This window comes from Nonomuraea sp. NPDC003707 (assembly GCF_053587055.1).
Map to the genome: position 1 here is coordinate 16,749 of NZ_JBSFNK010000015.1, position 23,190 is coordinate 39,938.

At 69.7% G+C, this 23,190-nt stretch carries 22 protein-coding genes; 1 reads left to right on the forward strand and 21 read right to left on the reverse strand.

Features of this window, described 5'->3' with window-relative positions; translation table 11 throughout:
- From ACWDRB_RS33840 to thrC, 19 genes are all read right to left on the reverse strand, one after another.
- On the reverse strand, nt 1–810 hold the full coding sequence (locus ACWDRB_RS33840; protein ID WP_397369726.1) for a F0F1 ATP synthase subunit delta: 810 nt from the start codon (nt 808–810) through the stop codon (nt 1–3).
- A complete protein-coding gene (locus tag ACWDRB_RS33845) occupies nt 810–1,358 on the reverse strand; it encodes a F0F1 ATP synthase subunit B (RefSeq protein WP_397369727.1) in 549 nt (182 codons plus the stop codon). The genes ACWDRB_RS33840 and ACWDRB_RS33845 overlap by 1 nt, the downstream gene beginning before the upstream one ends.
- Before the next feature lie 34 nt (nt 1,359–1,392).
- Nucleotides 1,393–1,623, reverse strand: a complete 231-nt coding sequence (atpE, locus tag ACWDRB_RS33850; protein ID WP_344876161.1) for an ATP synthase F0 subunit C — start codon at nt 1,621–1,623, stop codon at nt 1,393–1,395.
- A gap of 71 nt (nt 1,624–1,694) precedes the next feature.
- Nucleotides 1,695–2,495 carry a F0F1 ATP synthase subunit A gene (atpB, locus tag ACWDRB_RS33855; RefSeq protein ID WP_449900568.1) on the reverse strand — a complete coding sequence of 267 codons (801 nt, stop codon included), beginning with the start codon at nt 2,493–2,495 and terminating at the stop codon, nt 1,695–1,697.
- Between the two features lie 73 nt (nt 2,496–2,568).
- The gene (locus ACWDRB_RS33860; protein WP_364244820.1) at nt 2,569–2,730 is read right to left on the reverse strand and encodes an AtpZ/AtpI family protein; all 162 of its coding nucleotides are present in this window, start codon (nt 2,728–2,730) and stop codon (nt 2,569–2,571) included.
- A gap of 121 nt (nt 2,731–2,851) precedes the next feature.
- Nucleotides 2,852–3,274 (reverse strand): hypothetical protein, encoded by a 423-nt coding sequence (locus tag ACWDRB_RS33865; RefSeq protein WP_397369729.1) that lies wholly within the window; start codon nt 3,272–3,274, stop codon nt 2,852–2,854.
- Nucleotides 3,275–3,404: 130 nt separating this feature from the next.
- Nucleotides 3,405–4,685 carry a glycosyltransferase family 4 protein gene (locus ACWDRB_RS33870; protein WP_449900570.1) on the reverse strand — a complete coding sequence of 427 codons (1,281 nt, stop codon included), beginning with the start codon at nt 4,683–4,685 and terminating at the stop codon, nt 3,405–3,407.
- 57 nt (nt 4,686–4,742) lie between these two features.
- Entirely contained in the window at nt 4,743–6,008 is a 1,266-nt protein-coding gene (locus ACWDRB_RS33875) for a serine hydroxymethyltransferase (protein WP_350730012.1), read from the reverse strand.
- Nucleotides 6,009–6,465: 457 nt separating this feature from the next.
- Complete coding sequence (locus ACWDRB_RS33880) at nt 6,466–6,840, reverse strand: hypothetical protein (protein WP_350730010.1); 375 nt, start codon at nt 6,838–6,840, stop codon at nt 6,466–6,468.
- Nucleotides 6,840–8,894: a hypothetical protein gene (locus ACWDRB_RS33885; protein WP_449900574.1), complete on the reverse strand. Its 2,055-nt coding sequence runs from the start codon at nt 8,892–8,894 to the stop codon at nt 6,840–6,842. The genes ACWDRB_RS33880 and ACWDRB_RS33885 overlap by 1 nt, the downstream gene beginning before the upstream one ends.
- Nucleotides 8,895–8,984: 90 nt before the next feature.
- The gene (locus tag ACWDRB_RS33890) at nt 8,985–9,632 is read right to left on the reverse strand and encodes an L-threonylcarbamoyladenylate synthase (RefSeq protein ID WP_355191410.1); all 648 of its coding nucleotides are present in this window, start codon (nt 9,630–9,632) and stop codon (nt 8,985–8,987) included.
- 28 nt (nt 9,633–9,660) lie between these two features.
- On the reverse strand, nt 9,661–10,515 hold the full coding sequence (gene prmC, locus ACWDRB_RS33895) for a peptide chain release factor N(5)-glutamine methyltransferase (RefSeq protein ID WP_185071361.1): 855 nt from the start codon (nt 10,513–10,515) through the stop codon (nt 9,661–9,663).
- Nucleotides 10,512–11,564, reverse strand: coding sequence for a peptide chain release factor 1 (prfA, locus tag ACWDRB_RS33900; RefSeq protein WP_350730007.1), 1,053 nt, complete (start codon nt 11,562–11,564; stop codon nt 10,512–10,514). Before prfA ends, prmC begins: the two co-directional genes overlap by 4 nt.
- Nucleotides 11,565–11,644: 80 nt before the next feature.
- Nucleotides 11,645–11,863: a 50S ribosomal protein L31 gene (rpmE, locus tag ACWDRB_RS33905; protein ID WP_106248153.1), complete on the reverse strand. Its 219-nt coding sequence runs from the start codon at nt 11,861–11,863 to the stop codon at nt 11,645–11,647.
- A gap of 122 nt (nt 11,864–11,985) precedes the next feature.
- On the reverse strand, nt 11,986–12,621 hold the full coding sequence (locus ACWDRB_RS33910) for a response regulator (RefSeq protein ID WP_185071359.1): 636 nt from the start codon (nt 12,619–12,621) through the stop codon (nt 11,986–11,988).
- Between the two features lie 57 nt (nt 12,622–12,678).
- Nucleotides 12,679–13,944: a sensor histidine kinase gene (locus ACWDRB_RS33915; protein ID WP_449900580.1), complete on the reverse strand. Its 1,266-nt coding sequence runs from the start codon at nt 13,942–13,944 to the stop codon at nt 12,679–12,681.
- 140 nt (nt 13,945–14,084) lie between these two features.
- Complete coding sequence (rho, locus tag ACWDRB_RS33920; RefSeq protein ID WP_449900583.1) at nt 14,085–16,205, reverse strand: transcription termination factor Rho; 2,121 nt, start codon at nt 16,203–16,205, stop codon at nt 14,085–14,087.
- A 456-nt stretch (nt 16,206–16,661) separates the two neighbouring features.
- Nucleotides 16,662–17,588, reverse strand: a complete 927-nt coding sequence (gene thrB / locus ACWDRB_RS33925; RefSeq protein WP_363962786.1) for a homoserine kinase — start codon at nt 17,586–17,588, stop codon at nt 16,662–16,664.
- Nucleotides 17,589–17,600: 12 nt separating this feature from the next.
- Entirely contained in the window at nt 17,601–18,659 is a 1,059-nt protein-coding gene (gene thrC, locus ACWDRB_RS33930) for a threonine synthase (RefSeq protein ID WP_350730001.1), read from the reverse strand.
- Between the two features lie 158 nt (nt 18,660–18,817).
- On the opposite strand from thrC, the gene ACWDRB_RS33935 reads away from it, so the two are divergent.
- Nucleotides 18,818–20,314: a glycosyltransferase gene (locus ACWDRB_RS33935; RefSeq protein WP_449900588.1), complete on the forward strand. Its 1,497-nt coding sequence runs from the start codon at nt 18,818–18,820 to the stop codon at nt 20,312–20,314.
- A gap of 29 nt (nt 20,315–20,343) precedes the next feature.
- Here the strand turns inward: ACWDRB_RS33935 and ACWDRB_RS33940 are convergent, their stop codons facing one another.
- On the reverse strand, nt 20,344–21,990 hold the full coding sequence (locus ACWDRB_RS33940) for a glycosyltransferase (protein ID WP_449900590.1): 1,647 nt from the start codon (nt 21,988–21,990) through the stop codon (nt 20,344–20,346).
- Nucleotides 21,987–23,072, reverse strand: a complete 1,086-nt coding sequence (locus ACWDRB_RS33945; RefSeq protein WP_449900593.1) for a glycosyltransferase family 2 protein — start codon at nt 23,070–23,072, stop codon at nt 21,987–21,989. The genes ACWDRB_RS33940 and ACWDRB_RS33945 overlap by 4 nt, the downstream gene beginning before the upstream one ends.
- Nucleotides 23,073–23,190 lie beyond the last annotated feature (118 nt).

The window sequence follows — 23,190 nt, forward strand, 5'->3', positions numbered from 1 at the left end:
CTAGCCGGCCAACCGGCGGCGGACTTCTTCGATTCGTCCCACAATGGTGGTGTCGATGATCTCGTCGCCGATGCGGACCGAGAACCCACCGAGCACTCGCTTGTCCACCTCGACGTTCAGGTGCACGTCACGGCCGTAGGAGGCGCTCAACCACGCCGTGAGGCGCTGCTTCTGCGCCTCGGTCAGCTCGACCGCGCTACGTACCACCGCCACGAGGCGCTGGCGCTGCTGGGCCACGAGCTGGATGAACTCCTCCAGGCCCGACTCCAGGCTACGCCCACGCGGATGCACTGCGACCTGCTTGAGCAGGCGCAGGCTGGTCGGAGCGACCTTCCTGCCTATCAGGTCGCCGAGCAGCTGCTCCTTGCCCGCCTCCGGCGCGGCCTGGTCGGCGAGCGCGCGACGCAGGTCGGGGTTGGCGGCGACGATGCGGCCGAAGCGGAAGAGCTCGTCCTCCACGTCGTCGAGCCTGGACTGGCTCTCCGCCTCCGCGGCCGCGGCGACGACGCCGAGCCGCTCGATCGCGTCGGCCAGGTCACCGGCCCGCGACCACCGGACCGAGACCGCGGCCTCGGTCGTGGCGATCGCGGCCTCGCTGACCTTGCCCGCGAGCAGCGCGCGCACGGTGGCCGCCTTCTGCTCGCCGGGCCTGGCCGGGTCGGACAGCGCCCGGCGCAGGCCGTGTTCGCGGTCGAGCAGATCCGCGATCGCGAACAGCTCGTCGGAGAGCGTCCCGAGGTCGGCACTGCCGGCCACCGCGTTGAACCGCTCCTCGACCTCTGCCAGCGACGTCCTGCTCAGACCTCGCATTAGCGCACCGCCTGCGGCGTGGACTCGAGCTCGTCGAGGAACCGGTCGACGATGCGGCTCTGCCGGACCTCGTCCTCGAGGGACTCGCCGACGATGCGGCCGGCCAGATCGGTCGACAGACGGCCGATCTCGGTGCGGAGCTGGGCGAAGGCCGCCTGGCGGTCCGCCTCGATCTGCGCGTGCGCGGCCTCGACGAGGCGGCGGGCCTCGGCCTGCGCCTCCTCACGGAGCTCGGCCTTGATCTGCGCGGCCTGCTCGCGAGCTTCCTCGCGCAGCCGGGCCGCCTCGTGCCTGGCCTCGGCCAGCTGGTCGCGGTACTGCTGCTGCAGGGCCTGCGCCTCGGCCTGGGCCTCCTCGGCTCTCTTGATGCCACCCTCGATGGCGTCGGTGCGCTCGCCCAGCGTCTTCTGGATACGCGGGACGAGGATCTTGCCGACGACGACGAGGACGACGAGGAACGAGAAGATGCCGACGACGAGCTCGAAAGTGTGCGGAATGAGCGGGTTAGCGCCCTCTTCCGCCGCGAGGAGCGTAGCTGCCTTAGTCATGGTTGCAGCCTTTCGTCAGGGGTTTCTTCTGGCCTTAGATGTTCGCGAAGATGAACGGCGCGACCAGACCGAGCAGGGCGAGGGCCTCGGTGAGAACGAAGCCGAGGAGCATGTTCTGGCGAATCAGGCCGTAAGCCTCGGGCTGACGCGCGATGGCCTGCACGCCCTGACCGAAGATGATGCCGACGCCGATGCCGGGGCCGATGGCGGCGAGACCGTAACCGATGGCGGTGACGTTGCCGGAGACCTCAGCGAGAACGCTCATTGCTGTATTCCTTTACTGGACGGCCGGTGAAGCGGAGTCTCACCGGTCATGGATATTCCGGTACGTGGATCTCAGTGATCTGGGTGCAGCGCGTTGCCGATGTACATCGAGGCCAGCATCGCGAAGAGGAATGCCTGCAGGAACTGGATGAACATCTCGAAGGCCGTGAAGACGATGGTCATGACCACGCCGATCACGCCCACCCCGGCGCCGAGCGGCGTCAGCTTCTCGAACAGGAACCAGAAGCCGACCATGCTGAAGAACGCCAGCAGCATGTGGCCGGCGAACATGTTCGCGAAGAGTCGGACCGCGTGCGTGAACGGCGCGATGATCAGGTTCGACAGGAACTCGATCGGCGAGAGCAGCAGGTAGATCGGCTTGGGCAGTCCCGGCGGGAACATCAGGTTCTTGAAGTAGCCGATCGGGCCCTGGTGCTTCATGCCCAGGTAGACCTTGAGCACGTAGATCGAGCCCGCGAGGACGATCGGGAACGCGATGTGCGAGGCCACCGGGAACTGGAGAATCGGGATGACACCCATGATGTTCCAGATGAAGACCAGGAAGAACAGCGTCAGCAGCAGGCCCATCCACCGGTCGGCGTCCTTGCCCAGGAAGGGCCGGGCGACCTGGTCGCGGACGAACATGTAGCCGTACTCGGCGACGTTCTGCACACCCCTCGGGACGATCTTGGGGTTGGCGAAGGCGGCCCAGCAGAAGCCGATCACCAGGACCGCGCTGAGGATGGCGAGAAGAACCGGCTTGGTGAACCAGTCGACCCCGGGAATGATCGGGGTAAAGGAGTTGAACAGCTCGTCAGGCGTGGGGGCCCGGAACTGGTCTTCAGGAGGAGCGAGGACCGTCAGCGCAATCACGCGGCGTTCCCTTCAACGTCGTAGTGTGGATCACAAGGGTTTTCCTCAGCGAAGCGATCTACTGCCGTATGGGCTAGCGACCGAACTTCCGGTATGCCAGGTAGCCACCGAGCACCAGCCCCAGGACGATGCCTATGGGGAAGAACGCGGACATGTCCAACCACCGGTCCAGCAACCAGCCGGCGCCTCCGTAGATAGCCATCCCGGCGATCAAGTAGCTCGGGACTGACCACATGGCGTCGGCGAAGTCGCGACCGTCCTTTTCGGGTCGGCGTTCGTGTGCGCTCATCGCGGCCTTGACGATAGCAGGCAAGTAGCGGACTAGTCATATCGGACCCCGCCCGTTTTACCTGCCGTCATGAATCGCCCTTCCCCGGGACCCCGGCTTCGGGGTCGACATAGAGGATCTTGGTCTTCATGAAGGCACGTACTTCGAAGCCGGTCCAGACAAGGGTGCAGACCACGACGGTCCAGGCGAACGCCTGGGTGTTCCAGGCCGTGGTGTCGCGGAACGAGGCCAGCACCACCATGATGGCGACGACCTTGACGAGGTAGCTGACCATCGCCGCGATCGCCATCATCTGGGGGGAGACCCGAGCGGCATAGGACACCGCTACCACGCTGATGCTGAAGAAAACCCCGACGAGCAAGGTGCCGATCGCGGCGCCCAGCGCTCCCTTGCCGCCAACCGTCAGGAGCGACACAGCCACGGCGACCACCCCAACCGCGAAGGTCGGAATCGCGGCGCTCTTGAGTACGCGCACGTCGTTGGCCTGCATCGGTGCTCCATCAACAAGTTATCAAGCGAGCGTTTGCTACCTCCAGAACCGGTGGGTCTGGAGTCCCTGCTCGTGAAAGATATCACAAGCTCACGGAAGACCGCTTTTACCTGCCGTTTCTAGTTCGCGATCAAGAACGGCTCGGAAAGGCGGGAATGACCGGTTTACCCTCGGCGCTCGCGCGAGCGCCGTCCGAAGGCGGCGCCTGTCTCCTGACCTGGGGGTCCTCGGGCAGGATCGGCGGCATCGGCCCCGTGGGAGGCCCGTCGTCGTCGGGGTTGTCGTCGCGTGGCGCCGCGTGCGCCCCGCCCCTGCCCCGCCAGCGCGGCAGGGCCATCAGCACCAGGACGGCCAGGGCGAGCACGATGACCGCGGGGAAGAGCAGGACGGGCACGCCGACCCTGGACATGCCGACGATGCCGAACGAGAACAGGAACGTCCAGGCGTACATGATGAGCACCGAACGCCGGTGCGAGTGGCCGATGTCCATCAGCCGGTGGTGCAGGTGACCGCGGTCGGGCGCGAACGGCGACAGGCCCTGCGACGTGCGCCGCACGACGGCGGTGATCAGGTCCATGAGCGGCAGCACCAGCACCGCCGCGGGGACGAGCAGCGGCAGCAGCACGGGGAACTTGTTCATCTCCACGATGGCCGACGTGTCCACCGGCGTCACCGTGACGATGGAGGATGCGAGCACGAGCCCGATCAGCATGGCGCCCGTGTCGCCCATGAAGATTTTCGCCGGGTGGAAGTTGTGCGGCAGGAAGCCCAGGCAGGCGCCGATGAGGACGGCGGCGATGGCGGCCGTCGCGGTGATGTTGCTGCCGGTGATGTCCTGGCTGATGATGATCGAGTAGGCCCAGGTGGCCATGCCCGCGATGCACACGATCCCGGCGGCCAGGCCGTCGAGCCCGTCGACGAAGTTGACCGCGTTGATGGTCACGACCACGACCAGGATGGTGATGATCGTGCTGAGCGTGTAGTCGAGGCTGGTCGAGCCGCCCCAGCTCTCCGGCAGCGGGATCGAGGTCAGCCGCATGTCGAAGAAGACCAGCACCCCGGCCGCCGCGATCTGGCCGGCGAGCTTGATGAGGGCGTCCATCCCCCACCAGTCGTCGAGGAAGCCGGTGAAGGTGATGAGCCCGCCCGCGATGATCAGCGCGGGCACCGGATTGGCGCCCGTACCGGCCAGAGCCTCGCCCGAATGGGTCAGCTGGCCGGCCAGCAGCAGCCCCACGACCAGGCCGCCGTATATGGCCAGGCCGCCCAGCCTGGGCGTCGGCGTGGTGTGCACGTCGCGATCGCGAATCTCCGGCATGGCGCCGATGCGGATGGCGAAGCGGCGCACCAACGGGACCAGCAGATAGGTCACCGCCGCGGCGATGAGCGCCATGAACAGGTATTCGCGCACGGACCTAGTTTCCCGGATCCTCCGGCCCACTGGGACCGGAAAACGACACAGACCAGCTTAATATTCGCTGAGATATGGCTGATGGATGGCCAGAAGGGCCGAGACTCTCTCCCGAACCTCCCCAGCGTCGGCCGGATGTCGCACCGCCCGGGTCACCAACGTCCCGACCTCCTTCAATTCCTGGGGCCCCATGCCCTGGGTGGTCACACACGGCGTGCCGACGCGGATCCCCGACGTGATCGACGGGGGCTCGGGATCGTACGGGATCACGTTCCGGTTGAGCGTGATGCCGGCCGCCGCGCACCTGCGCTCGGCCTCGGCGCCCGACACGTTGAGATCCCGCAGGTCGATCAGCGCCAGATGGGTGTCCGTACCGCCGGACACGGGCCGCATCCCCTGCCCGGCCAGCGCTTCCGTCAGCGCCCGCGCGTTCGCGACCACCTGCCTGGTGTAATCGGCGAACTCCGGGCGCATCGCCTCCGCGAACGCCACCGCCTTGGCCGCCACCACGTGCATCAACGGCCCGCCCTGGATGAACGGGAACACCGCCCGGTCGATCTTCCCGGCCAGCTCCTCCGTGCACAGGATGGCCCCGCCGCGCGGCCCGCGCAGCGCCTTGTGAGTGGTGAATGTCACGACGTCCGCGTACGGCACCGCCGACGGGATCGCGCCGCCGGCCATCAGCCCGATCGGGTGCGCCACGTCGGCCATCAGCCACGCGCCCACCTCGTCCGCGATGCCGCGGAAGACCGAGAAGTCGATCAGCCTGGGGTAGGCCGTGGCGCCGCACACGATGAGCTTCGGCTGATGCCGCAGGGCCAGATCCCGGACCTCGTCGTAGTCGATGAGTTCGGTGTCACGCCGCACGCCGTACGACACGACGTCGAACCATCTTCCCGAGAAATTCACCTTGGAGCCGTGGGTGAGATGGCCGCCGTGCGAGAGCGCCATGGCCAGCATGGTGTCGCCGGGTTGCAGGAGCGCGGCGTAGGCGGCCAGGTTCGCGGAGGCGCCGGAGTGGGGCTGCACGTTGGCGTGCTCCGCCCCGAACAGCTCGCGCGCCCGCTCGATCGCCAGCCGTTCGGCCCGGTCCACCACCTCGCACCCGCCGTAGTAGCGCCGTCCGGGGTAGCCCTCGGCGTACTTGTTGGTGAGGGTGGAACCGAGGGCGGCGAGGACGGCGGGCGAGGTGAAGTTCTCACTCGCGATCAGCTGGATCCCGCCGCGCACTCGCTCCAGCTCGTCGAGCAGCACCTGTGCGAGCTCCGGGTCCTGCCTCTGCAGCAACCCGAAGTCGGGACCGTAATAGGGTTCCCCACCCATTTCCCCACTGTACGACCTAATGTCCGTTTCTCCCAGACATGCCCCCTCCCCACTCCCTACCGGCAGCCACCGAGCCGCCCCGCAAGCCGCTCCCCTTAAGCGGCTCCTTCAGCCCGCTCCCTTAAAGCCGCTCCCTCAGGCCGCTGTCCCAAGCCCTCTCTCAGCCTGCCGCCCAAGCTCCTTCTTCAGCCCGCGCCCTAAAGCCGCTCCCTCGGCCCGTCCTCCTCTGAAATGACCCCCGCCATTTCCCTCAAGCCACACTTTTCCCGGCTGTCCCTCAAGCGGGTTCGCGCCACCGCGCCACAAGCGGCCTTCTCCCCTGCCCCCTCAAACGGCACTCTGAGCCGCCTCCCCCAAAGGGGACGCTCGGCCGTTTCCGCAAAGGGCACGGCTGGCCGCTTCCCCTCAAGGGACCTCCCGGGCACCTCCCTCGAAAGGACCTCAGCCGGGCGGCGGGCTACTGGAACGCATGCGGCGCGTTGGCCGTCGTGGGGATCCACCTGGGCGTGTCCGCCGCCTCGTCGCTGATGGCGGTCAGCACGGAGTGGCGGTAGACGGCCAGCCTGGTGCGCCATTCGCGGATGTCCTGGACATAGCGCTCGCCCACCGGCGCGTCCCACGTCTGAGGGCTCTTGGCCAGGCCGTACGCCTTGTCCAGCGCCGTTCTGAGCGTCTCCAGCTGGGGCAGGACGGTGTTCCAGGCCAGGACGAGGCGCTGGTAGTCGGGGTTGAACTCCCAGGCTCTCTGAGGGCTGTCCAGGGCTCCTGAGGGGGAGGCGGGCGGGGTCTCGTCGCGCTCCCTGGGCCTGGGCGCCGGCGGGTCGACGTACATCACGCGCTCCTTTCCGGCGTACCGGGGTCGATGTCGCCGGGCGGGCCGTCGGGCCGGATGTCCCTGGGCGCCCACTCGCCCTTGCCGTACTCGCCGGGCGGAACCTCTACGGAGGGCATGTCGAGGGGCTGGATCTCGCGGTGGTGATCCATGACCGTCCGCAGGGCGTCCAGGCTGGGTGGGGAGACGTCCACGGAGACGACGTCGCTGCCGTCGTTCGCCCAAACGTTGATGTCGGATGCGGCGGGGGAAGCGGCTTCTGCTCCGTATGCGATCTGCACCTGGACCGAGGGATTGGTCGGTGGGATCGCGACGGGCGCCCCTTGGCCCCGCGTCCCCTGATCACCGGTCGCCGGGCTATCGCCTCTCCCCAGCCCTCCCTGCTCCCCCGCCCCTAGACCACCCTGGCCGCCCTGGCCGTAGGTTCCCTGGTCGCCCGTTCCTCGGCTTTGGTCGCCGGTCCCTCGGTCACCCGTCGGCTGGTCACCGCCCGTCCGCTGACCCGCGTCACCGCCTGAGGGCTGATCCGGCGTCGTGTCCTTGGCACCCGGCATCGTGTCTTTGGCGCCCGGCGTGGTGTCCTTGGCGCCCGGCGTGGTGTCCGTGCCTCCAGGCGTCGTATCCGTGCCGCCATGCCTGGCGTCCGTGCCGCCGGGTGTGGTGTCCGTGCCATGGGGGGTGTCTGCGCCGCCGGGTGTGGTGTCCGTGCCGCCTGAGGTGCAGGCGTCGTTCGCGCCTGCGGTGGGAGCGGTGCCGTCCGTGGGGGTGGCGCCGTCCGTGGGGGTGGTGTCGTAGCCGGAGGTGTCCGCTAATCCCGGCATGTCCAGTGGCGGAATTTCCCGGTGGTGTCCCACCACCGTCTTCAGCGCGTCCAGGTTGGGCGGATTGGTGTTGACGGAGACCACGTCGCTGCCGTCGTTCGCCCAGGCGTTGACGTTCGCGGCGGTGGTGCTGTCGGCGGAAACCTTCGGCATGTCCGCCGGTTGCACCTTGTCGGCGTTCTCGAGGAGGTCTTCCAACTGCTCGGCCGTGGGCGGGTCGATGGGTATCTGCAGGACCTTTACGCCGTCCACTTCCACGATGTGCGGCTTGGTCGGATCCTGCTGGTCCTTGGCCGGAGTGTTGACCGCACCGCCGTCCGCCTCGGCGCCGCGGTCGCGCCTGCTGCCCACATCGTCGTCCTTGGGCTGGTCTACGGGCTGATCGCCGGTCTTACCGTCGCCTCCGGTGTCCTGGCCGGTCCCAGTGTCCTTGGCACCGTCGCATGTCTTCCCATCGGCATCGGAGTCCGACTTCCCGTCGGAATCCGTCTTGCCGTCAGCGCCGGTCTTGCCGTCCGAGTCCGACTTCCCATCGGCACCCGTCTTGCCGTCGGAATCCGACTTCCCATCGGCACCGGTCTTCCCGTCCGAGTCCGACTTCCCATCGGCACCCGTCTTGCCGTCCGAGTCCGACTTCCCATCGGCACCGGTCTTCCCGTCGGAATCCGACTTCCCATCGGCACCCGTCTTGCCATCCGAGTCCGACTTCCCGTCAGCACCCGTCTTGCCATCCGAGTCCGACTTCCCGTCAGCACCCGTCTTCCCATCCGAGTCCGACTTCCCATCGGCACCCGTCTTGCCGTCGGAATCCGACTTCCCGTCAGCGCCCGTCTTGCCGTCCGAGTCCGACTTCCCGTCAGCACCCGTCTTCCCGTCCGAGTCCGACTTCGCGTCGTCGCCCTTGGACGGGGGCTCGTCGGCCCGTGGGTTGTCGTACTTGTCCCGATCCCCCCGCACCTGCTTGGGATCGTCGTCCTCAGTAGCCCCCGCCCCCATCCGGGGCGGTTCGACGCGCTTCTCCAGCACCCCGAGCCGGACGTTGACGTCCTTGACCATCCCGTCGACGGCGTCCGCGACCTGCGCCGGGCGGTGGGTGGTCTGGGCGGCCAGCCCGGCGCGGTGCATGGCGGCCCTGACCTGGTCCTCGACCGTACGCATCTGCGTGGCCGCGTGTTTCACCTCGGTCAGCAGGTCACGGACCAGCTTGGGATCCATGCCGTCGAACTTGCCCATGGGCCACTCCCGGACGTAATCGCCGCTCCGGGCCTCACCGTAGTGTCGGCCGGAGCGCGATCGCAGCCGGGATAAGCAGACGGTATGGCGTCAGTCGTCGGTGGCGACGTATCCGATGATGCCGCGCAGCTTCTCCACCGGGATCGCCCCGCGCCGCAGCAGCCTGGGCACGGCGGTGGTGAGGTCGATGATGGTGGAGGGCGTGTTGTCGGTGGTCTTGCCGCCGTCGAGATAGACCTCGATCGAGTCGCCGAGCTGTTCCTGGGCCTCCTCCGCCGTGGTGGCGGCGGGGGCGCCGGAGCGGTTGGCGCTGGAGACGGCCATGGGGCCGGTCTCCTTGAGCAGGTCGAGCGCGACCGGGTGGAGCGGCATGCGGACGGCCACCGTCCCCTTGGTCTCCCCCAGGTCCCAGGAAAGGGCCCTGTTGGCCTTGCAGACGAGCGTGAGCGGCCCGGGCCAGAAGGCGTCTATCAGGTCCTGCCCGTACGGCCCGAGGTCGTCTATGAGCGCTGTGGCGGCTCTGACGGTGCCCACGAGCACGGGCGGCGGCATCTCGCGGCCCCGGCCCTTGGCGTCGAGCAGTGCCGTGACCGCCGCCGGCGTGAACGCGTCGGCGCCGATGCCGTAGACGGTGTCGGTCGGCAGCACCACGAGCTCGCCGCGCCGCACGGCGGCCGCGGCCTCCATCACGCCCACGGTCCGCTGCTCCAGGTCGGAGCAGTCAAAGCGTCTGGCCATCGGTCCTGTCACCTCGCTCGCATGGATCCTAGTCCTGGCCCAGCCGGGCCGTGACGAAGCGGTCCCTTCTGGTGAGGTCCTGGCGAAGGCGCACGTCGCGCCAGCCGTTGTCCTCGGGGAACGTCAGATAGACCGCCCTGCCCTGCTGGTCGGCGTGCTCGACGACCACCCAGCCGCCGGGCCGCAGCAGGCGGCGGGCCGTGCGCTCGACCGCGCGCACCTCGCCGAGCCCGTCCTCGCCGGAGCCGTACAGCGCCCTGGTGGGATCGTAGTCGCGCACCTCGGGGTCGCGCGGGATCGCGCCGGGCGGGATGTAGGGCGGGTTGGAGATGACCAGGTCGACCTTGCCGTTGAGCTCGGGCAGCGCCTCGGCCAGGTCTTCGGGGTGCAGGTGGGTGCGGCCCTGGCCGAGCTCGGAGATGTTGCGCTTGGCCCACGTGTACGCCCCGGGGTCGACCTCCACGGCGTGGACCTCGGCCAAGGCCACCTCCTGGGCGATCGACAGCGCGATCGCGCCCGAGCCGGTGCCGAGATCGACGACGAGCGGGGCGGTCACGTCCATCGCGCGCAGCGTCTCGATGGCCCAGCCCGCCACCACCTCGGTCTCGGGCCGCGGCACGAACACGCCGGGCCCGACCGACAACTCGAGGTAGCGGAAGTAGGCGTGGCCGGTGATGTGCTGCAGCGGCTCGCGGGCCTCGCGCCTGGCCACGCCCTCCCAGAACAGCGCGTCGAAGTCGGAGTCCTTGACCGTGTGGAGCTCGCTCCTGCGCACGCCGTGGACGAATGCCGCGATCTCCTCAGCGTCGGTGCGCGGTGAGGGAACACCTGCCTCGGCCAGCCGGGCGGTGGCGAGGGCGATCTCGTCCAGCAGAAATGTCATGAGTGTTGTGCGAGCTTCTCCGCCAACTCGGCGTCGATGAGGGCCTGGGTGACGGCGTTGAGCTCACCGTCGAGAACCTGGTCGAGGTTATACGCCTTGAAGCCGACCCGGTGGTCGGAAATGCGGTTTTCCGGGAAGTTGTAGGTGCGTACGCGCTCGGAGCGGTCGACCGTGCGGACCTGCGACTTGCGCTCGGCCTGCGCGGCGGCCTCGGCCTGCTCCTGCGCGATGACCAGCAGCCGGGCCCGCAGGATGCGCAGGGCCGACTCCTTGTTCTGGAGCTGGCTCTTCTCGTTCTGGCAGGAGACGACCACGCCGGTGGGCAGGTGGGTGATGCGGACCGCCGAGTCGGTGGTGTTGACGCTCTGGCCGCCGGGGCCGCTGGAGCGGTAGACGTCGATGCGCAGGTCGTTGGGGTCGATCTGGACGTCGACGTCCTCGGCCTCGGGGTAGACGAGCACGCCCGCGGCGCTGGTGTGGATGCGGCCCTGCGACTCGGTGACGGGCACCCGCTGCACGCGGTGGACGCCGCCCTCGTACTTGAGCCTGGACCACACGCCCTCGTCGCCCTTGGCCTTGATGCCGACCGTGACGTCCTTGTAGCCGCCCAGGTCGGAGGGCTGGCTGTCGATGACCTCGGTCTTCCAGCCGAGCCGCTCGGCGTATCTCAGGTACATCCGCAGCAGGTCGCCCGCGAACAGCGCGGACTCCTCGCCGCCCTCGCCCGCCTTGATCTCCATGATGATGTCCTTGTCATCGTTGGGATCGCGCGGGATGAGCAGGTGCCTGAGCTTCTCCTCGAGCTGGGGGATGCGCTCCTCCAGCTCGACCGCCTCGGCCGCGAACGCCTCGTCCTCACCGGCCAGCTCCTTGGCGGCGGTCAGGTCGTCGCGCGTCGAGTCGAGCTCGCGGTACGTCGTGACGATCGGCGTGAGCTGCGAATAACGCCTGCCGAGGGTGCGGGCCTTGTTCTGGTCAGCGTGCACGGCGGGATCGGCGAGCTGCAACTCCAGCTCGGAATACTCCTTGAGCAACTCGTCGAGGTTCACCGTGTGTCCTTAGTCTTGGGGCTTACACCAGCAACGCCGGCCCAGCGCACGCGCGTGCGTCCGGGCCGGCGTCGGTGAAGCTACTTGCCCGTGGCCTTCTTGCCGAAGCGCTTCTCGAAGCGGGCCACCCGGCCGCCGGTGTCGAGGATCTTCTGCTTGCCCGTGTAGAACGGGTGGCAGGCCGAGCACACGTCGGCGTGGATGACGCCGTTCTTGGCGGTGCTACGGGTGGTGAACGTGTTACCGCAGGAGCAGCTCACCTGCGTCACGTTGTAGTCAGGGTGGATGTCGCGCTTCATCGCTGTCCTTTCGGGGTGCGGCCGCCGGGTCGCCTTCACGCACGGCGTGAACCGGAACCGCTAAATGGTCAGCTACCAGTGTGCCAGATCGTCCAACCATCCCAGGCCATCGCGCATTCCCGTCAGCGCCCCAGATAGGTGAGTACGGCCAGCACACGGCGATGATCCTCGGGCGCCGGCCCCAGGGCCAGCTTGGCGAAGATACCGGAAATATGCTTCTCCACCGCGCCTTCCGTGACGACCAGCCGGGCGGCGATGGCGGTGTTGGAGCGGCCCTCGGCCATCAGGGCCAGCACCTCGCGCTCGCGGGGGGACAACGAGTCGAGCGGGGCGCCCCGGCGCTGGCGGCTCAGCAACTGCACGACGACCTCGGGATCGATGACCGTGCCGCCCGCCGCCACCTGCCGCACCGTCTCCAGGAACTCGGCCACGTCCGCCACCCGCTCCTTCAGCAGGTAGCCGACGGCCCTGCCGATGAGGTCGCCGGCATAGCGCTCCTCCACGTACTGCGACAGGACCAGGATCGGGAAGTCCGGCCTGGCCACACGCACCTGCAGCGCCGCCCGCAGGCCCTCGTCGGTGTGCGTCGGCGGCATGCGTACGTCGACGATGGCCAGGTCGGGCTCGTGCTCCAGGACCGCGGACACCAGCGCGGGCCCGTCGGAGACGGCCGCGACGGTCTCGATGCCGCCGTCGGCGAGCAGACGCGCGAGCCCTTCGCGCAGGAGTACGGAGTCCTCGGCGATGACCACGCGCATGGCCACATGACTACAGTGGACAGCGTTCAGCTGTCCACTGCAGGCGACGGTATGCGCCTACCACTCGCAGGGCAGCTCCGCACGCACGAGAGTGGGCCCGCCCACGGGGCTGTGCAGGACGAGCACGCCGTCGATGGTGGCCGCCCGGTCGGCCAGCCCCGACAGGCCGCCGCCCGGGCAGACGACGGCCCCGCCGATGCCGTCGTCCCAGACGTCCACGACCACGCCTCGATGGTCCCTGAGCACCGTCACCGACGCCTCGGTGGCGCCGGAGTGCTTGGCCATGTTGGTCAGGCTCTCGGCCACGATGAAGTACGCGATGCTCTCGACCGCGGCGGGCGGCCGCTCCCGCAGCTCGACGGAGACGTCCACGCGGATGGGCGCCCGCGCGGCCAGCCCCGACAGAGCCGCGTCCAGGCCGCGGTCGCTCAGGATGGCCGGGTGGATCCCCCTGGCCAGGTTGCGCAGCTCGGCGATGGCGGCCTTGGTGCCCGCGTGGGCCTGCGCGATGAGCATCCTGGCCTCCTCGGGCTCGCTGTCGAACTTCGACTGCGCCCGCCCCAGGTCCACCGCCACCGACAGCAGCCGCTGCTGCGCGCCGTCGTGCAGGTCGCGCTCGATCCGGCGCCGCTCCGCCTCGGCCGCGTCGATCCCCCTGGCCCTGCTGGCTCTCAGCCGCTCCTCCTGGCTGCCGCCGAGCAGCACCGTCGCCAGCGTCCCGTGCAGCCAGGCCATCCCGCGTACGAGGTACGCCGCGAGCACGAACACCAGCATCCCGAAGACCATGGCGACGACGGCTCCCGGCCAGCTGTCGATGGTCAGCTCCGTGTAGACGTCCGCCACCGCCCACAGCGCCATCAGGACGGGCTGGATGATCAGCACCACCGCCGTGAACCACAGCACGACCGACACGGCGGTCTCGACCAGGCCGAGCGGGAGCAGCATCAGCAGGTAACCCAGGTCCTGCCAGGTGGCCGCGTCCCCCAGCAGCCAGCGGAGATGCGCGCCCAGCCCGCGTTCGGGCCTGACCCGGTACGGGTCGGCGATCTTCACGCCGAACGCCGCGTACATCAGCCGCCTCTCCAGCATCGCCCCGCCGCGCCACATCAGCACCGTGGCCATCATCAGCGGCACGCCGACCCAGACGACAGTGAGCGTGAGCGACGTGGGCACGGCGACGGACAGCGCGACGAACCAGCCGACCCCGGTCACCCCCGTGATCAACAGGTACGGCGCCGCCCGCCACGTCATGGGGTCCACCACGACCCCCAGCGGCCCCTTGGCCCCGAACGGCACCCGATCCTTCAACGCGGCTGATCGCATGCCTTCAGCCTGCACGCGCGAGAGGCCGCCGTGAATCCGGATGGCAACCGGCGTAGGGGTAGGGCTACCCCCACCTACCGAGCCGGCGCGCGAAAGGGGCGGCACGGGGCCGAACCCCATGCCGCCCCTCTCAGGAGCCGCTAGTCGCGGTCGTTGCTCACCGTGGTCTTCTGGACCTGCAGGAGGAACTCCGCGTTGGACTTGGTCTCCTTCATCTTCTCCAGGAGCAGCTCGAGCGCCTGCTGCATGTCGAGCGCGTGCAGCACCCGGCGCAGCTTCCAGACGATCTGGAGCTCGTCCTTGCCCATGAGGATCTCTTCCTTACGCGTGCCGGACGCGTCCACGTCCACCGCGGGGAAGATGCGCTTGTCGGCCAGGGAGCGGTTGAGCTTGAGCTCGGCGTTGCCGGTGCCCTTGAACTCCTCGAAGATGACCTCGTCCATCTTGGACCCGGTCTCGACCAGGGCCGTGGCGAGGATCGTCAGCGAGCCGCCGTTCTCGATGTTGCGGGCGGCGCCGAAGAAGCGCTTGGGCGGGTAGAGCGCCGTGGAGTCGACACCACCCGACAGGATGCGCCCGGACGCCGGGGCCGCCAGGTTGTAGGCGCGGCCGAGGCGGGTGATCGAGTCGAGCAGGACGACCACGTCGTGGCCCAGCTCCACCAGGCGCTTGGCCCGCTCGATGGCGAGCTCGGCGACCGTGGTGTGGTCTTCGGCCGGACGGTCGAAGGTCGAGTGGATGACCTCGCCCTTGACCGACCGCTGCATGTCGGTGACCTCTTCGGGCCGCTCGTCCACGAGCACGACCATCAGGTGGCACTCGGGGTTGTTGCGGGTGATCGCGTTGGCGATGGCCTGCAGCACCATCGTCTTACCGGCCTTGGGCGGCGAGACGATGAGGCCGCGCTGGCCCTTGCCGATCGGCGAGACGAGGTCGATGATCCGCGTGGTGAGGATGTTCGGCTCGGTCTCGAGGCGCAGGCGCTCCTGCGGGTAGAGCGGCGTCAGCTTGTTGAAGTCAGGCCGGTTGCGGGCCTGGTCCGGGTCCATGCCGTTGACGGTGTCGAGGCGGACCAGGGCGTTGAACTTCTCGCGCCGCTCGCCGTCGCGGGGCTGCCTGACGGCGCCGGTGATGACGTCGCCCTTGCGCAGGCCGTTGCGGCGGATCTGGGCGAGCGAGACGTAGACGTCGTTGCTGCCCGGCAGGTAGCCGCTGGTCCTGACGAACGCGTAGTTGTCGAGGATGTCGAGGATGCCGGCGATCGGGATGAGCACGTCGTCTTCACCGACGACGGGCTCGCTGCCCTCGAAGCGGTCACGGCCGCGGCCGCGGTTGCGCTCCCTGAAGCGGCCCCGGCGACCGCGCCCGCGATCGTCGTCGTCGCCGCCACCGCCGCGCTGGTCGCCGCGCTGGTCGCTCCGGCCCGCGTCGGCGGCGCGCTCGCGCTGCTCGCCGCGGCCACCGTCACGGCCACCGTCACGGCCACCGTCACGGCCACCGTCACGGCCACCGTCACGGCCACCGTCACGGCCACCGTCACGTCCGAGGTCACGACCGCTGTCGCGCCCGCCGTCACGGCCGAGGTCACGGCCACTGTCGCGCCCGCCGTCACGGCTGTCACGGCTGTCACGGCTGTCACGGCCGCCGTCGCGGCTGCTCTCGACACGACCGCCCTCACCGCGGTCGCTGCCGGAGCGGTCGCCCCGCTCACGGCGCTCACCGCGGCTGCGGCGCTCGCGACGGCTCTCGCCGCGCTCGGCGCGCGTGTCGCTCTGGCCGCTCTCCACGGCCTGGGCCTGCGGCTCCGCGACCGGCTCGGCCGGCGCGGCGGCCGCGACGGGCTCGGGGGCCACGGCGACGGGCTCCGCCGGCTGCGCGACGGGCTGGGCCGCGGGCTCCTCGGCGGTCTTGGCGCGGGAACGTTCCCTGCGCGCACGGGTGGGCCGCTCGGCGGCCGGGGCGGCGTCAGCCGCGGCGGCGGCGGGCGCCTCGGTGGCCACGGCGGGAGCCGAAGCCGCCTCGCCGGAGCCGCCACCCTGCTTCTCCTGGATGGCCGCGATGAGCTGGCTCTTCCGCATGCGCCCGGTCCCGCTGATGCCCAGCTCCGCTGCCATCTTCTGCAGCTCGGGCAGCACCTTGGCGGACAGGCCGGTGCCGGAGCGACGCGCACGGGTGGCCTTCGCCGGTGCGCGGGTGGGGGTGTCGCCGGACGCCGGCTCTGCGCCTGATGCGTCGGAGAGGAGTTCGGTGGTGTCGCTCAACTAAAAGGTCCTTCCCAGGGGTCGGGCGCCGGTTTCGTTCTGCCGGGCGTCCCGGAGGTGCTTGCGATCCGGCGGGACAGACCGGGTCGGGGTGCACGCTGTGATCTTCGGCTGTCGCTGTGGACGGCCGCCACTCTTGGGGAGAGGCTCGTCCAAGCCGCCACAGGGCCGTGGCGCGTGGCTGACACCCCCCAGATTGCTGTCGCCAACCAGATGTCGATGTGATCGAACGCGCAGGTCCCCGTCGTCGCCGCCTCGTTTCGAGCCAACCGGGTGTGGGCCAACCGGAGGCAACGGAGTCCGGGGAGACAGCCGCGCTGCTCACGCCTCGCGACGTGAAACATGATGCAGCGATGTGTGGCTGACAAGCACGCACCCACCAAGGGGGCATCTGGTGCGGCTACCAGCCTAACATCACCAGCGCACACGGCTATTCCCTGAAGGTCTAAAGAGGCATCAGCGTGTCTCGGGGAACTGAACGTTCGCACCAACCGGGTCGACGTCCATTTGCTGGATGTGCCAGTCATTACCCACTTCTGGCGCGATCAAATCCTGCGTATCCGATGTCGAAAACGCAAGGACCGTGGGACCCGCTCCCGAAACGACCGCGGGCACGCCCACTGCACGGAGACGTTCTACCAGATTCGCGGTGTCCTGCATCGCAGGCGCGCGGTAATGCTGATGGAGTCGATCTTCGGTGGCGGCGAGCAGCAGCTCGGGCTCCGGTTGCCGGGTCAGCGCCGCGATCAGCAGCGCAGCCCTGCCGGCGTTGAACGATGCGTCCTTGTGGGGCACGTCCTTCGGCAGCAGCCCCCGTGCGGTCTCCGTGGCCAGCCGGGTGACAGGAACGACCACGACCGGGCGGATGCGCTCGTCGGGAGCCAGTTTCACCATATGCGGCGCCCCGGAGTGGTCGTACCAGGCCACGGTCAGTCCGCCGGCCAGACAGGGGGCCACGTTGTCGGGATGGCCCTCGATCTCCGTGGCCAGCGCGAAAACATCGTCGTCCGAAAATCGCCCGCGCTCAGAAAGTTGTTCGCCCTCAGCCAAAGCGCGGGCCGCCAGGATGCCCGCGCAAAGGGCAGCCGACGAGGATCCCAGCCCGCGCGCGTGCGGAATCCTGTTACGGCAGTGCAGGCGGATCCCGCTGGGCTGCGTGATCCCCATGCGATCGAAGGTGGCCCGCATCGCCTTGACGACCAGGTGGCCTTCTCCGAGATCCAGCTCACCCGCGCCCTCGCCCTCGACGGTGACGCGAACCCCGGCCTCGTCGGTGAGCGCGGCCTCGACGTCGTCGTACAGGCTCAGCGCCAGCCCGAGCGCGTCGAACCCGGGACCCAGGTTCGCCGAGGTGGCGGGCACGCGAATCTCAACGGTCCGCACATGAACTCCCTGTCAGGCGAGGTTGAGCGCCGCCGCGGCGGCGTGGACGTCGATGGGGATGACGACGGGCGCGGGCGCGCCCGAGATCGCCCAGTCGGGGTCCTTCAGCCCGTTGCCGGTGACCGTGCAGACGATGCGCCGGCCCGGGTCGACGAGCCCCTGCGAGTGGGCCTGGAGAAGCCCCGCGACGCTGGCGGCCGAGGCCAGCTCCACGAACACGCCCTCCTCCTGCGCCAGCAGCTTGTACGCCGCCGCGATCTGCCGGTCGGTCACCGCCTGGATGACGCCGCCCGACTCGTCGCGCGCCGCGGTGGCCAGCGACCAGGAGGCCGGGTTGCCGATGCGGATGGCGGTGGCGATCGTGTGCGGATGGGACACGGGAGCGCCCTGGACGATCGGCGCCGCCCCGCTGGCCTGGAAGCCGAACATGCGTGGCCGCTTGGTCGACACCCCGTCGGCCGCGTACTCCTGGTAACCCATCCAGTACGCCGAGATGTTGCCCGCGTTGCCCACCGGGATGCAGTGGATGTCCGGGGCGTCACCCAGCGTGTCGACGATCTCGAACGCCGCCGTCTTCTGGCCCTGCAGCCGGAACGGGTTGACCGAGTTGACCAGCGCGATCGGGTAGCTGGACGACAGCTTGCGGGTCATCTCGAGACAGTCGTCGAACGACCCCTCGACCTGCAGCAGCGTGGCGCCGTGCACGAGCGCCTGGGCCAGCTTGCCCATGGCGATCTTCCCCCGTGGCACCAGCACGGCGCAGGTCAGCCCGGCGCGTACGGCGTAGGCCGCCGCCGACGCCGAGGTGTTGCCGGTGGAGGCGCAGATGACCGCCTTGGCCCCCTCCTCGACCGCCTTGCTGATGGCCATGGTCATGCCGCGGTCCTTGAAGCTGCCCGTCGGGTTGGCTCCCTCGACCTTCAGGTAGACGTCGCACCCCGTCAGCGCCGACAGACGGTTCGCGGGGACCAGCGGCGTGCCACCCTCGAGCAGCGTGATGACAGGCGTCTTCGGAGTGACAGGAAGACGCTCGCGGTATTCCTCGATGAGGCCACGCCACGACCTGCTCATGATGACTCCCTACCTGCGGTGTTGGGCACAGAGTGTACGGGGTGCGGCAGGCCGCCGCGGATCCGCGTCCACCGGCCGGACACATCCATTGGACAGGGGCACTATTCAGGAAATTCTCAGCATCTCCCGATAAGGTCTCGGGGCAGGGGGTCACCACCATGGACGCGCGTCCTGCCTTGACGCAGAACGACTATTCGCCGATCGCGGCGCCGGAGCTCGGCACCTGGTCACCCGCCCTTTCCGTGAGCGTGGTGATACCCGCTCACGGCGGGCAGGACCGGCTCGACCTGACACTCGCGGCGCTGGCGGCGCAGACGTACCCGGACCATCTCATGGAGGTCCTCGTCGTCGACGACGGCAGCGAGCCTCCCATCCTGCTGCCCGAGATCCGGCCCGCCAACACCCGCGTCGTACGGGTGCGCGACGGCTGGGGCATCTCCAACGCCGTCAACACCGGCGCCAAGGCCGCCGACGGCGAGATCATCCAGCGTCTCGACGCCGACATGGTGGCCTGCCGCGAGCACATCGAGGCTCTGGCCCGCTGGCACCACGTGACGGACTATCTCGTCACGATCGGGATGAAGAAGTTCGTGGACGCGCCGCCGGTCACGCCGCGCCAGGTCTTCAGGGCGGGGCATCTGGGAGAGCTGTTCGACCTGGCCGGGGCCGTGTCCAGCTCCACCGAGGCGACGATCGCCAAGACCGACGGGCTGCGCAAGAGCCGCAACCCGTACCACGTGTGCACGGGGCCGACCTTCGCCCTGCCCCGGGAGGTCTTCCACGCCGTGGGCGGTCTCGACCCGAACGTGGCGCGGGGCGAGGACACCGAGTTCTCCTACCGGCTGGCCATGCACGGCGTGGTGTTCGTCCCGGACATGGACGCGCAGGCCGTGCACCTCGGGCTGCCCGCGCAGCACCGCGACAGGGAACGCGCCGTGCGGGCCGTGGAGCCGTACCTGGCGCACCGGATCCCGCTGCGCAGGGACCTGCGCAAGGACCGGGGGCGGCGGTGGCTGGTGCCGTACGTGGAGATCGTGCTCGACGTCACGGACACCTCCGAGTCGGTGGTGCGGCAGGCGGTGGCGGCGGCGCTGGACGGCAAGCTGCAGGACGTGGTGGTGACGCTGGTGGGGCCGTGGTCGCGGCTGAACTCCGGGCGCCGGTCCGTCCTGGCGGATCCGTGCTTCGAGCTGCGGCTGATGCGTGACCTGTTCGCGCACGACGATCGCATCCGCCTGATCGACGAGGCCGCCCCCACGCCCGCGCCCACGCCGTTCCGCTACCGGGGGCCGGTCGACGTGCCGCTGCACCGGGCGACGCTGGAGCGCATGATCGAGTCGGTGCAGAAGGACCTCACCGGCGTGCTGATCGTCGACCTGCCCGACGGGCGCACGGCCCGGCTGGAGCGCACCTCCGCCCTCGGCCGCGCCGTCCTGCTCGCCGACCCGGGGACCGCCGACGTGGACGACCTCATCGCCACCACCCACGGGGTACGCCACGAGCCGCCGGACCGCTACTGGCCCGTGCCGGCTCCCGCGCGACCCGAACCGGTCACCATCCCCGCCCCGACTTCGGCCGCCGCCCCGGTGACCGTCTCGGTGCCGCCGGAGAACACGCTGCTGCGCCGTCTCAAGTCCGCCCTCCGCCCCAGCTGACCCCCCGGACACGCGAAGGGGCGGGCGGGTCAGCCGCGCAGGCGTTTGCGCAAGGCTCGTTTCATGGTCGTCGACACCAGGACCCGCAGGCTCTGCTGGGCGCGGCCGGCGGCGGCCAGCTGGCGGCGCAGCGTGCCGACCTCGCGCCGCAGCTCCACGGTCGACTTGCGCCAGCGCCCCGCCTCGTCCCGCCACTTGGCCACCTGCGCCCGCAGCCGCTCCGCCTCCTTGGCCAGCCGGGCCGTCTCGGCCTGCGCCTCCAGGCGCGCCCGGTACGCCCCCCGCCGCCCGAGGATCGCCCCCGGCTCGGTCGTGAAGCCGTACGTCTCCGCCTCCACCCAGGTGACGCCCGACACCGAGTCCACCGCGTCGTCCAGGTCCTCCCCCGGCGTCACCACGATGCGGGCCCGGGCGAAGGCTGACGCGCGTTCCAGGCGGGCCGCGAGGACCCCCTGGGACGACTCGCGGAGCAGCACGTTCACCAGGCCGAGCCCCTCGTCGCGGGCCAGGTCGAGCAGGCGGGCGAGCGAGTCCTCGCCGGGGACCCAGCCGGACGGCAGGCGCAGCACGAAGGGCACGGCGGGGTCGACGGAGTCCGTGGCGGACAGGCGTACCCGGCCTTCATGGCGATAGTGGCCCTGGACCAGCACCAGGTCGAGGTCGGGATCTTGCAGGGGGGAGCGACGGTCGCGGTCGAGGGTGTCCCAGGGCCCGAGGACGAGCACGGACAGGTCGGGTAACGTGCCGGCGAGCAGCGCGTCCACCGTCGCGCGCACCGAGTCGTAGCCCGCCGTGCCGTCCACCACCACGGTGACGTACGGCACCTTCCACTGCCGCCCGGGATGCCCACGCAACCACCGGTAGGCCGGGATGCGGTCGGCCACGAACGCGTGGCTCACCCGGTCGATCGGCTGTTTGCCGCGCATCCGCATGGTGGGCCCGAGGTGGTAGGCGCGGGCCGACGCCTCCGGCACGAAGACGGCGCCCGCCTGGCCGAGCCGGTAACCCATCTCGGTGTCCTGGCCCAGGATCAGCTCGTCGTCCATGGGCCCGGCGGCCTCGATCAGCCGGGCGTTGACCGAGGTCGCGCCCCCGACGTGCAGGCTGAACGGGCGCTGGGGGTTGTCGGTGAGGCCGTCGGTGCGCTCGACGAGATCGACGATCCAGGCGTGCGGCTCCGCGGGTTCGAAGTGCCTCTCCAGGTCGTCGGGGAGCTCGCGTGGCACCTCGGCGTCGGTGAAGCGGATGTAGCCGGTGACGACCAGGTAGGGGGCGGCGTGGTGCCAGCGCATGTGGGCCGCGATCGCGCCCGGGGTGAGCACCACGTCGGAGTCGAGCCAGTGGATCACGTCGCCGGTCGCCTCGGCCAGCCCGGCGTTGCGGGCGCTGGCCCGGCCCGGCTCCGCGCAGACGATCAGGCGCGTCCGCTCCGGGCGGACGGCGGGCAGGCGCAGCGGGGGCGCGCTGCCGTTGTCGACGACGATGACCTCGGTCAGCTCCGCCGGGTACGTCTGCCCGGCCAGCCCGGCGAGCACCAGGTCGAGCTTGTCCTGCCCGCCGTAGGCCGGGATGACCACGCTGACCGTGAGCTCCGGGGTGAGGTCTTCCTGGAGGGGTTCGAGGGTCCGGTAGTCGTTGCCGCGCACCCTGGCCGCACCGGTGACATCGGTGGTCATGCGGCTTCCATCAGCAGGCTCGGGCGGAAGCCGCGCCACTGGTTGGCGGCCACCTTGAGGAAGTGGGCGAGGGGCAGCTGCCAGGTGTGCTCGTCGCCGAGCCCCCGACGCAGGACGTAGCCCAGCCCGTGGGTACGGTAGACACGCGCTCCAGCCTTTTGCGCTGCTTTGAGAAACTCGAGATCAACTGCCCGCGATAGCCTAGGAAATCCCCCAATTTCTTGAAATTTCGCCCGGGAAATCAAGATCGTCCCTCCGGCCACATGATCGGCCCACACCTCGCTCGGATACGCCGCCCCACTCGCGAAAGTCGTCCGCCGCACCGTGGCCCGCAGCGGCTCCAGGTAGAAGAACTCGGCCGTCGTCCCCACCACGTCGGCCCCCGAGTACGCCAGCGCCATGAGCAGATCCCCCAGGTGGCGCGGCCCGTACCAGTCGTCGTCATCCCATTTCACCAGGTAGTCGCCGCGCGCCAGGGCCGCCGACCGGTTGAGCACCTCTCCGAACGGAACGTCCTGCGGGACCTCGATCCATTTCACGGGCAGCGAACACGACTCGACCGCCTCCCGCACCTCCTCGAAGCCCACCCCGTGCAGCCCAAGCAGCACCTCGACCTCGACGTCCCGCTGCCGGCCCATCTGGGTCAGCGCCGTCCCCACCATCCCCGGCCGCTTGCTCGACATCACAATGCTCACCGAAGGGCTGACCGAGGGCCTGGAGACGCGGTGCCCCACGCGGCGCAGGCGTACGCTGTGCTCCTCCCGCCGCAGGTCGGCCAGCGAACGCGCGGTCCCGTCGGCCGCGTGGCCGAGCCAGTCGCGGTCGGTGAGCAGCGCGGCGAGGTCGCCGGGCACCCACGGCGCGGCGCGGTCGGCGGTCAGCGGGACCCCGGCGGCCGCCAGCCGCAGCAATCCCTCCAAGGGCACCTCGGCGGCGGGCCACTCGATCTCCAGACCGCGCAGCGGGCGCAGCGCGGGCACATCGGGGCGCCGGCCCTCCACCGCCCAGCCGTCATGCGCCCAGTGCAGGCGGGCCAGCCCCTTCTCCGGCGTACGAGCGAAGCCACAAGGGGTGATGGACATGGGCCTCCTTGGGACTTGGTCGGCGCCTACCTTACGCCCGTTTTACTCACTGGTAGACGCGGCCTCCACATTCGGCAGGCCCTACGCCGCAGGTGGAGTGGAGGTGATTCTCAGTTTT

What these genes read in the sequence shown, in the direction of transcription:
- ACWDRB_RS33840 (WP_397369726.1), bottom strand. Translation starts at nt 810, where the DNA reads ATGCGAGGTCTGAGCAGGACGTCGCTGGCAGAGGTCGAGGAGCGGTTC.
- ACWDRB_RS33845 (WP_397369727.1), bottom strand. Translation starts at nt 1,358, where the DNA reads ATGACTAAGGCAGCTACGCTCCTCGCGGCGGAAGAGGGCGCTAACCCG.
- atpE (WP_344876161.1), bottom strand. Translation starts at nt 1,623, where the DNA reads ATGAGCGTTCTCGCTGAGGTCTCCGGCAACGTCACCGCCATCGGTTAC.
- ACWDRB_RS33860 (WP_364244820.1), bottom strand. Translation starts at nt 2,730, where the DNA reads ATGTGGTCAGTCCCGAGCTACTTGATCGCCGGGATGGCTATCTACGGA.
- ACWDRB_RS33865 (WP_397369729.1), bottom strand. Translation starts at nt 3,274, where the DNA reads ATGCAGGCCAACGACGTGCGCGTACTCAAGAGCGCCGCGATTCCGACC.
- ACWDRB_RS33875 (WP_350730012.1), bottom strand. Translation starts at nt 6,008, where the DNA reads ATGGGTGGGGAACCCTATTACGGTCCCGACTTCGGGTTGCTGCAGAGG.
- ACWDRB_RS33880 (WP_350730010.1), bottom strand. Translation starts at nt 6,840, where the DNA reads ATGTACGTCGACCCGCCGGCGCCCAGGCCCAGGGAGCGCGACGAGACC.
- ACWDRB_RS33885 (WP_449900574.1), bottom strand. Translation starts at nt 8,894, where the DNA reads ATGGGCAAGTTCGACGGCATGGATCCCAAGCTGGTCCGTGACCTGCTG.
- ACWDRB_RS33890 (WP_355191410.1), bottom strand. Translation starts at nt 9,632, where the DNA reads ATGGCCAGACGCTTTGACTGCTCCGACCTGGAGCAGCGGACCGTGGGC.
- prmC (WP_185071361.1), bottom strand. Translation starts at nt 10,515, where the DNA reads ATGACATTTCTGCTGGACGAGATCGCCCTCGCCACCGCCCGGCTGGCC.
- rpmE (WP_106248153.1), bottom strand. Translation starts at nt 11,863, where the DNA reads ATGAAGCGCGACATCCACCCTGACTACAACGTGACGCAGGTGAGCTGC.
- ACWDRB_RS33910 (WP_185071359.1), bottom strand. Translation starts at nt 12,621, where the DNA reads ATGCGCGTGGTCATCGCCGAGGACTCCGTACTCCTGCGCGAAGGGCTC.
- ACWDRB_RS33915 (WP_449900580.1), bottom strand. Translation starts at nt 13,944, where the DNA reads ATGCGATCAGCCGCGTTGAAGGATCGGGTGCCGTTCGGGGCCAAGGGG.
- thrC (WP_350730001.1), bottom strand. Translation starts at nt 18,659, where the DNA reads ATGAGCAGGTCGTGGCGTGGCCTCATCGAGGAATACCGCGAGCGTCTT.
- ACWDRB_RS33935 (WP_449900588.1), top strand. Translation starts at nt 18,818, where the DNA reads ATGGACGCGCGTCCTGCCTTGACGCAGAACGACTATTCGCCGATCGCG.
- ACWDRB_RS33940 (WP_449900590.1), bottom strand. Translation starts at nt 21,990, where the DNA reads ATGACCACCGATGTCACCGGTGCGGCCAGGGTGCGCGGCAACGACTAC.
- ACWDRB_RS33945 (WP_449900593.1), bottom strand. Translation starts at nt 23,072, where the DNA reads ATGTCCATCACCCCTTGTGGCTTCGCTCGTACGCCGGAGAAGGGGCTG.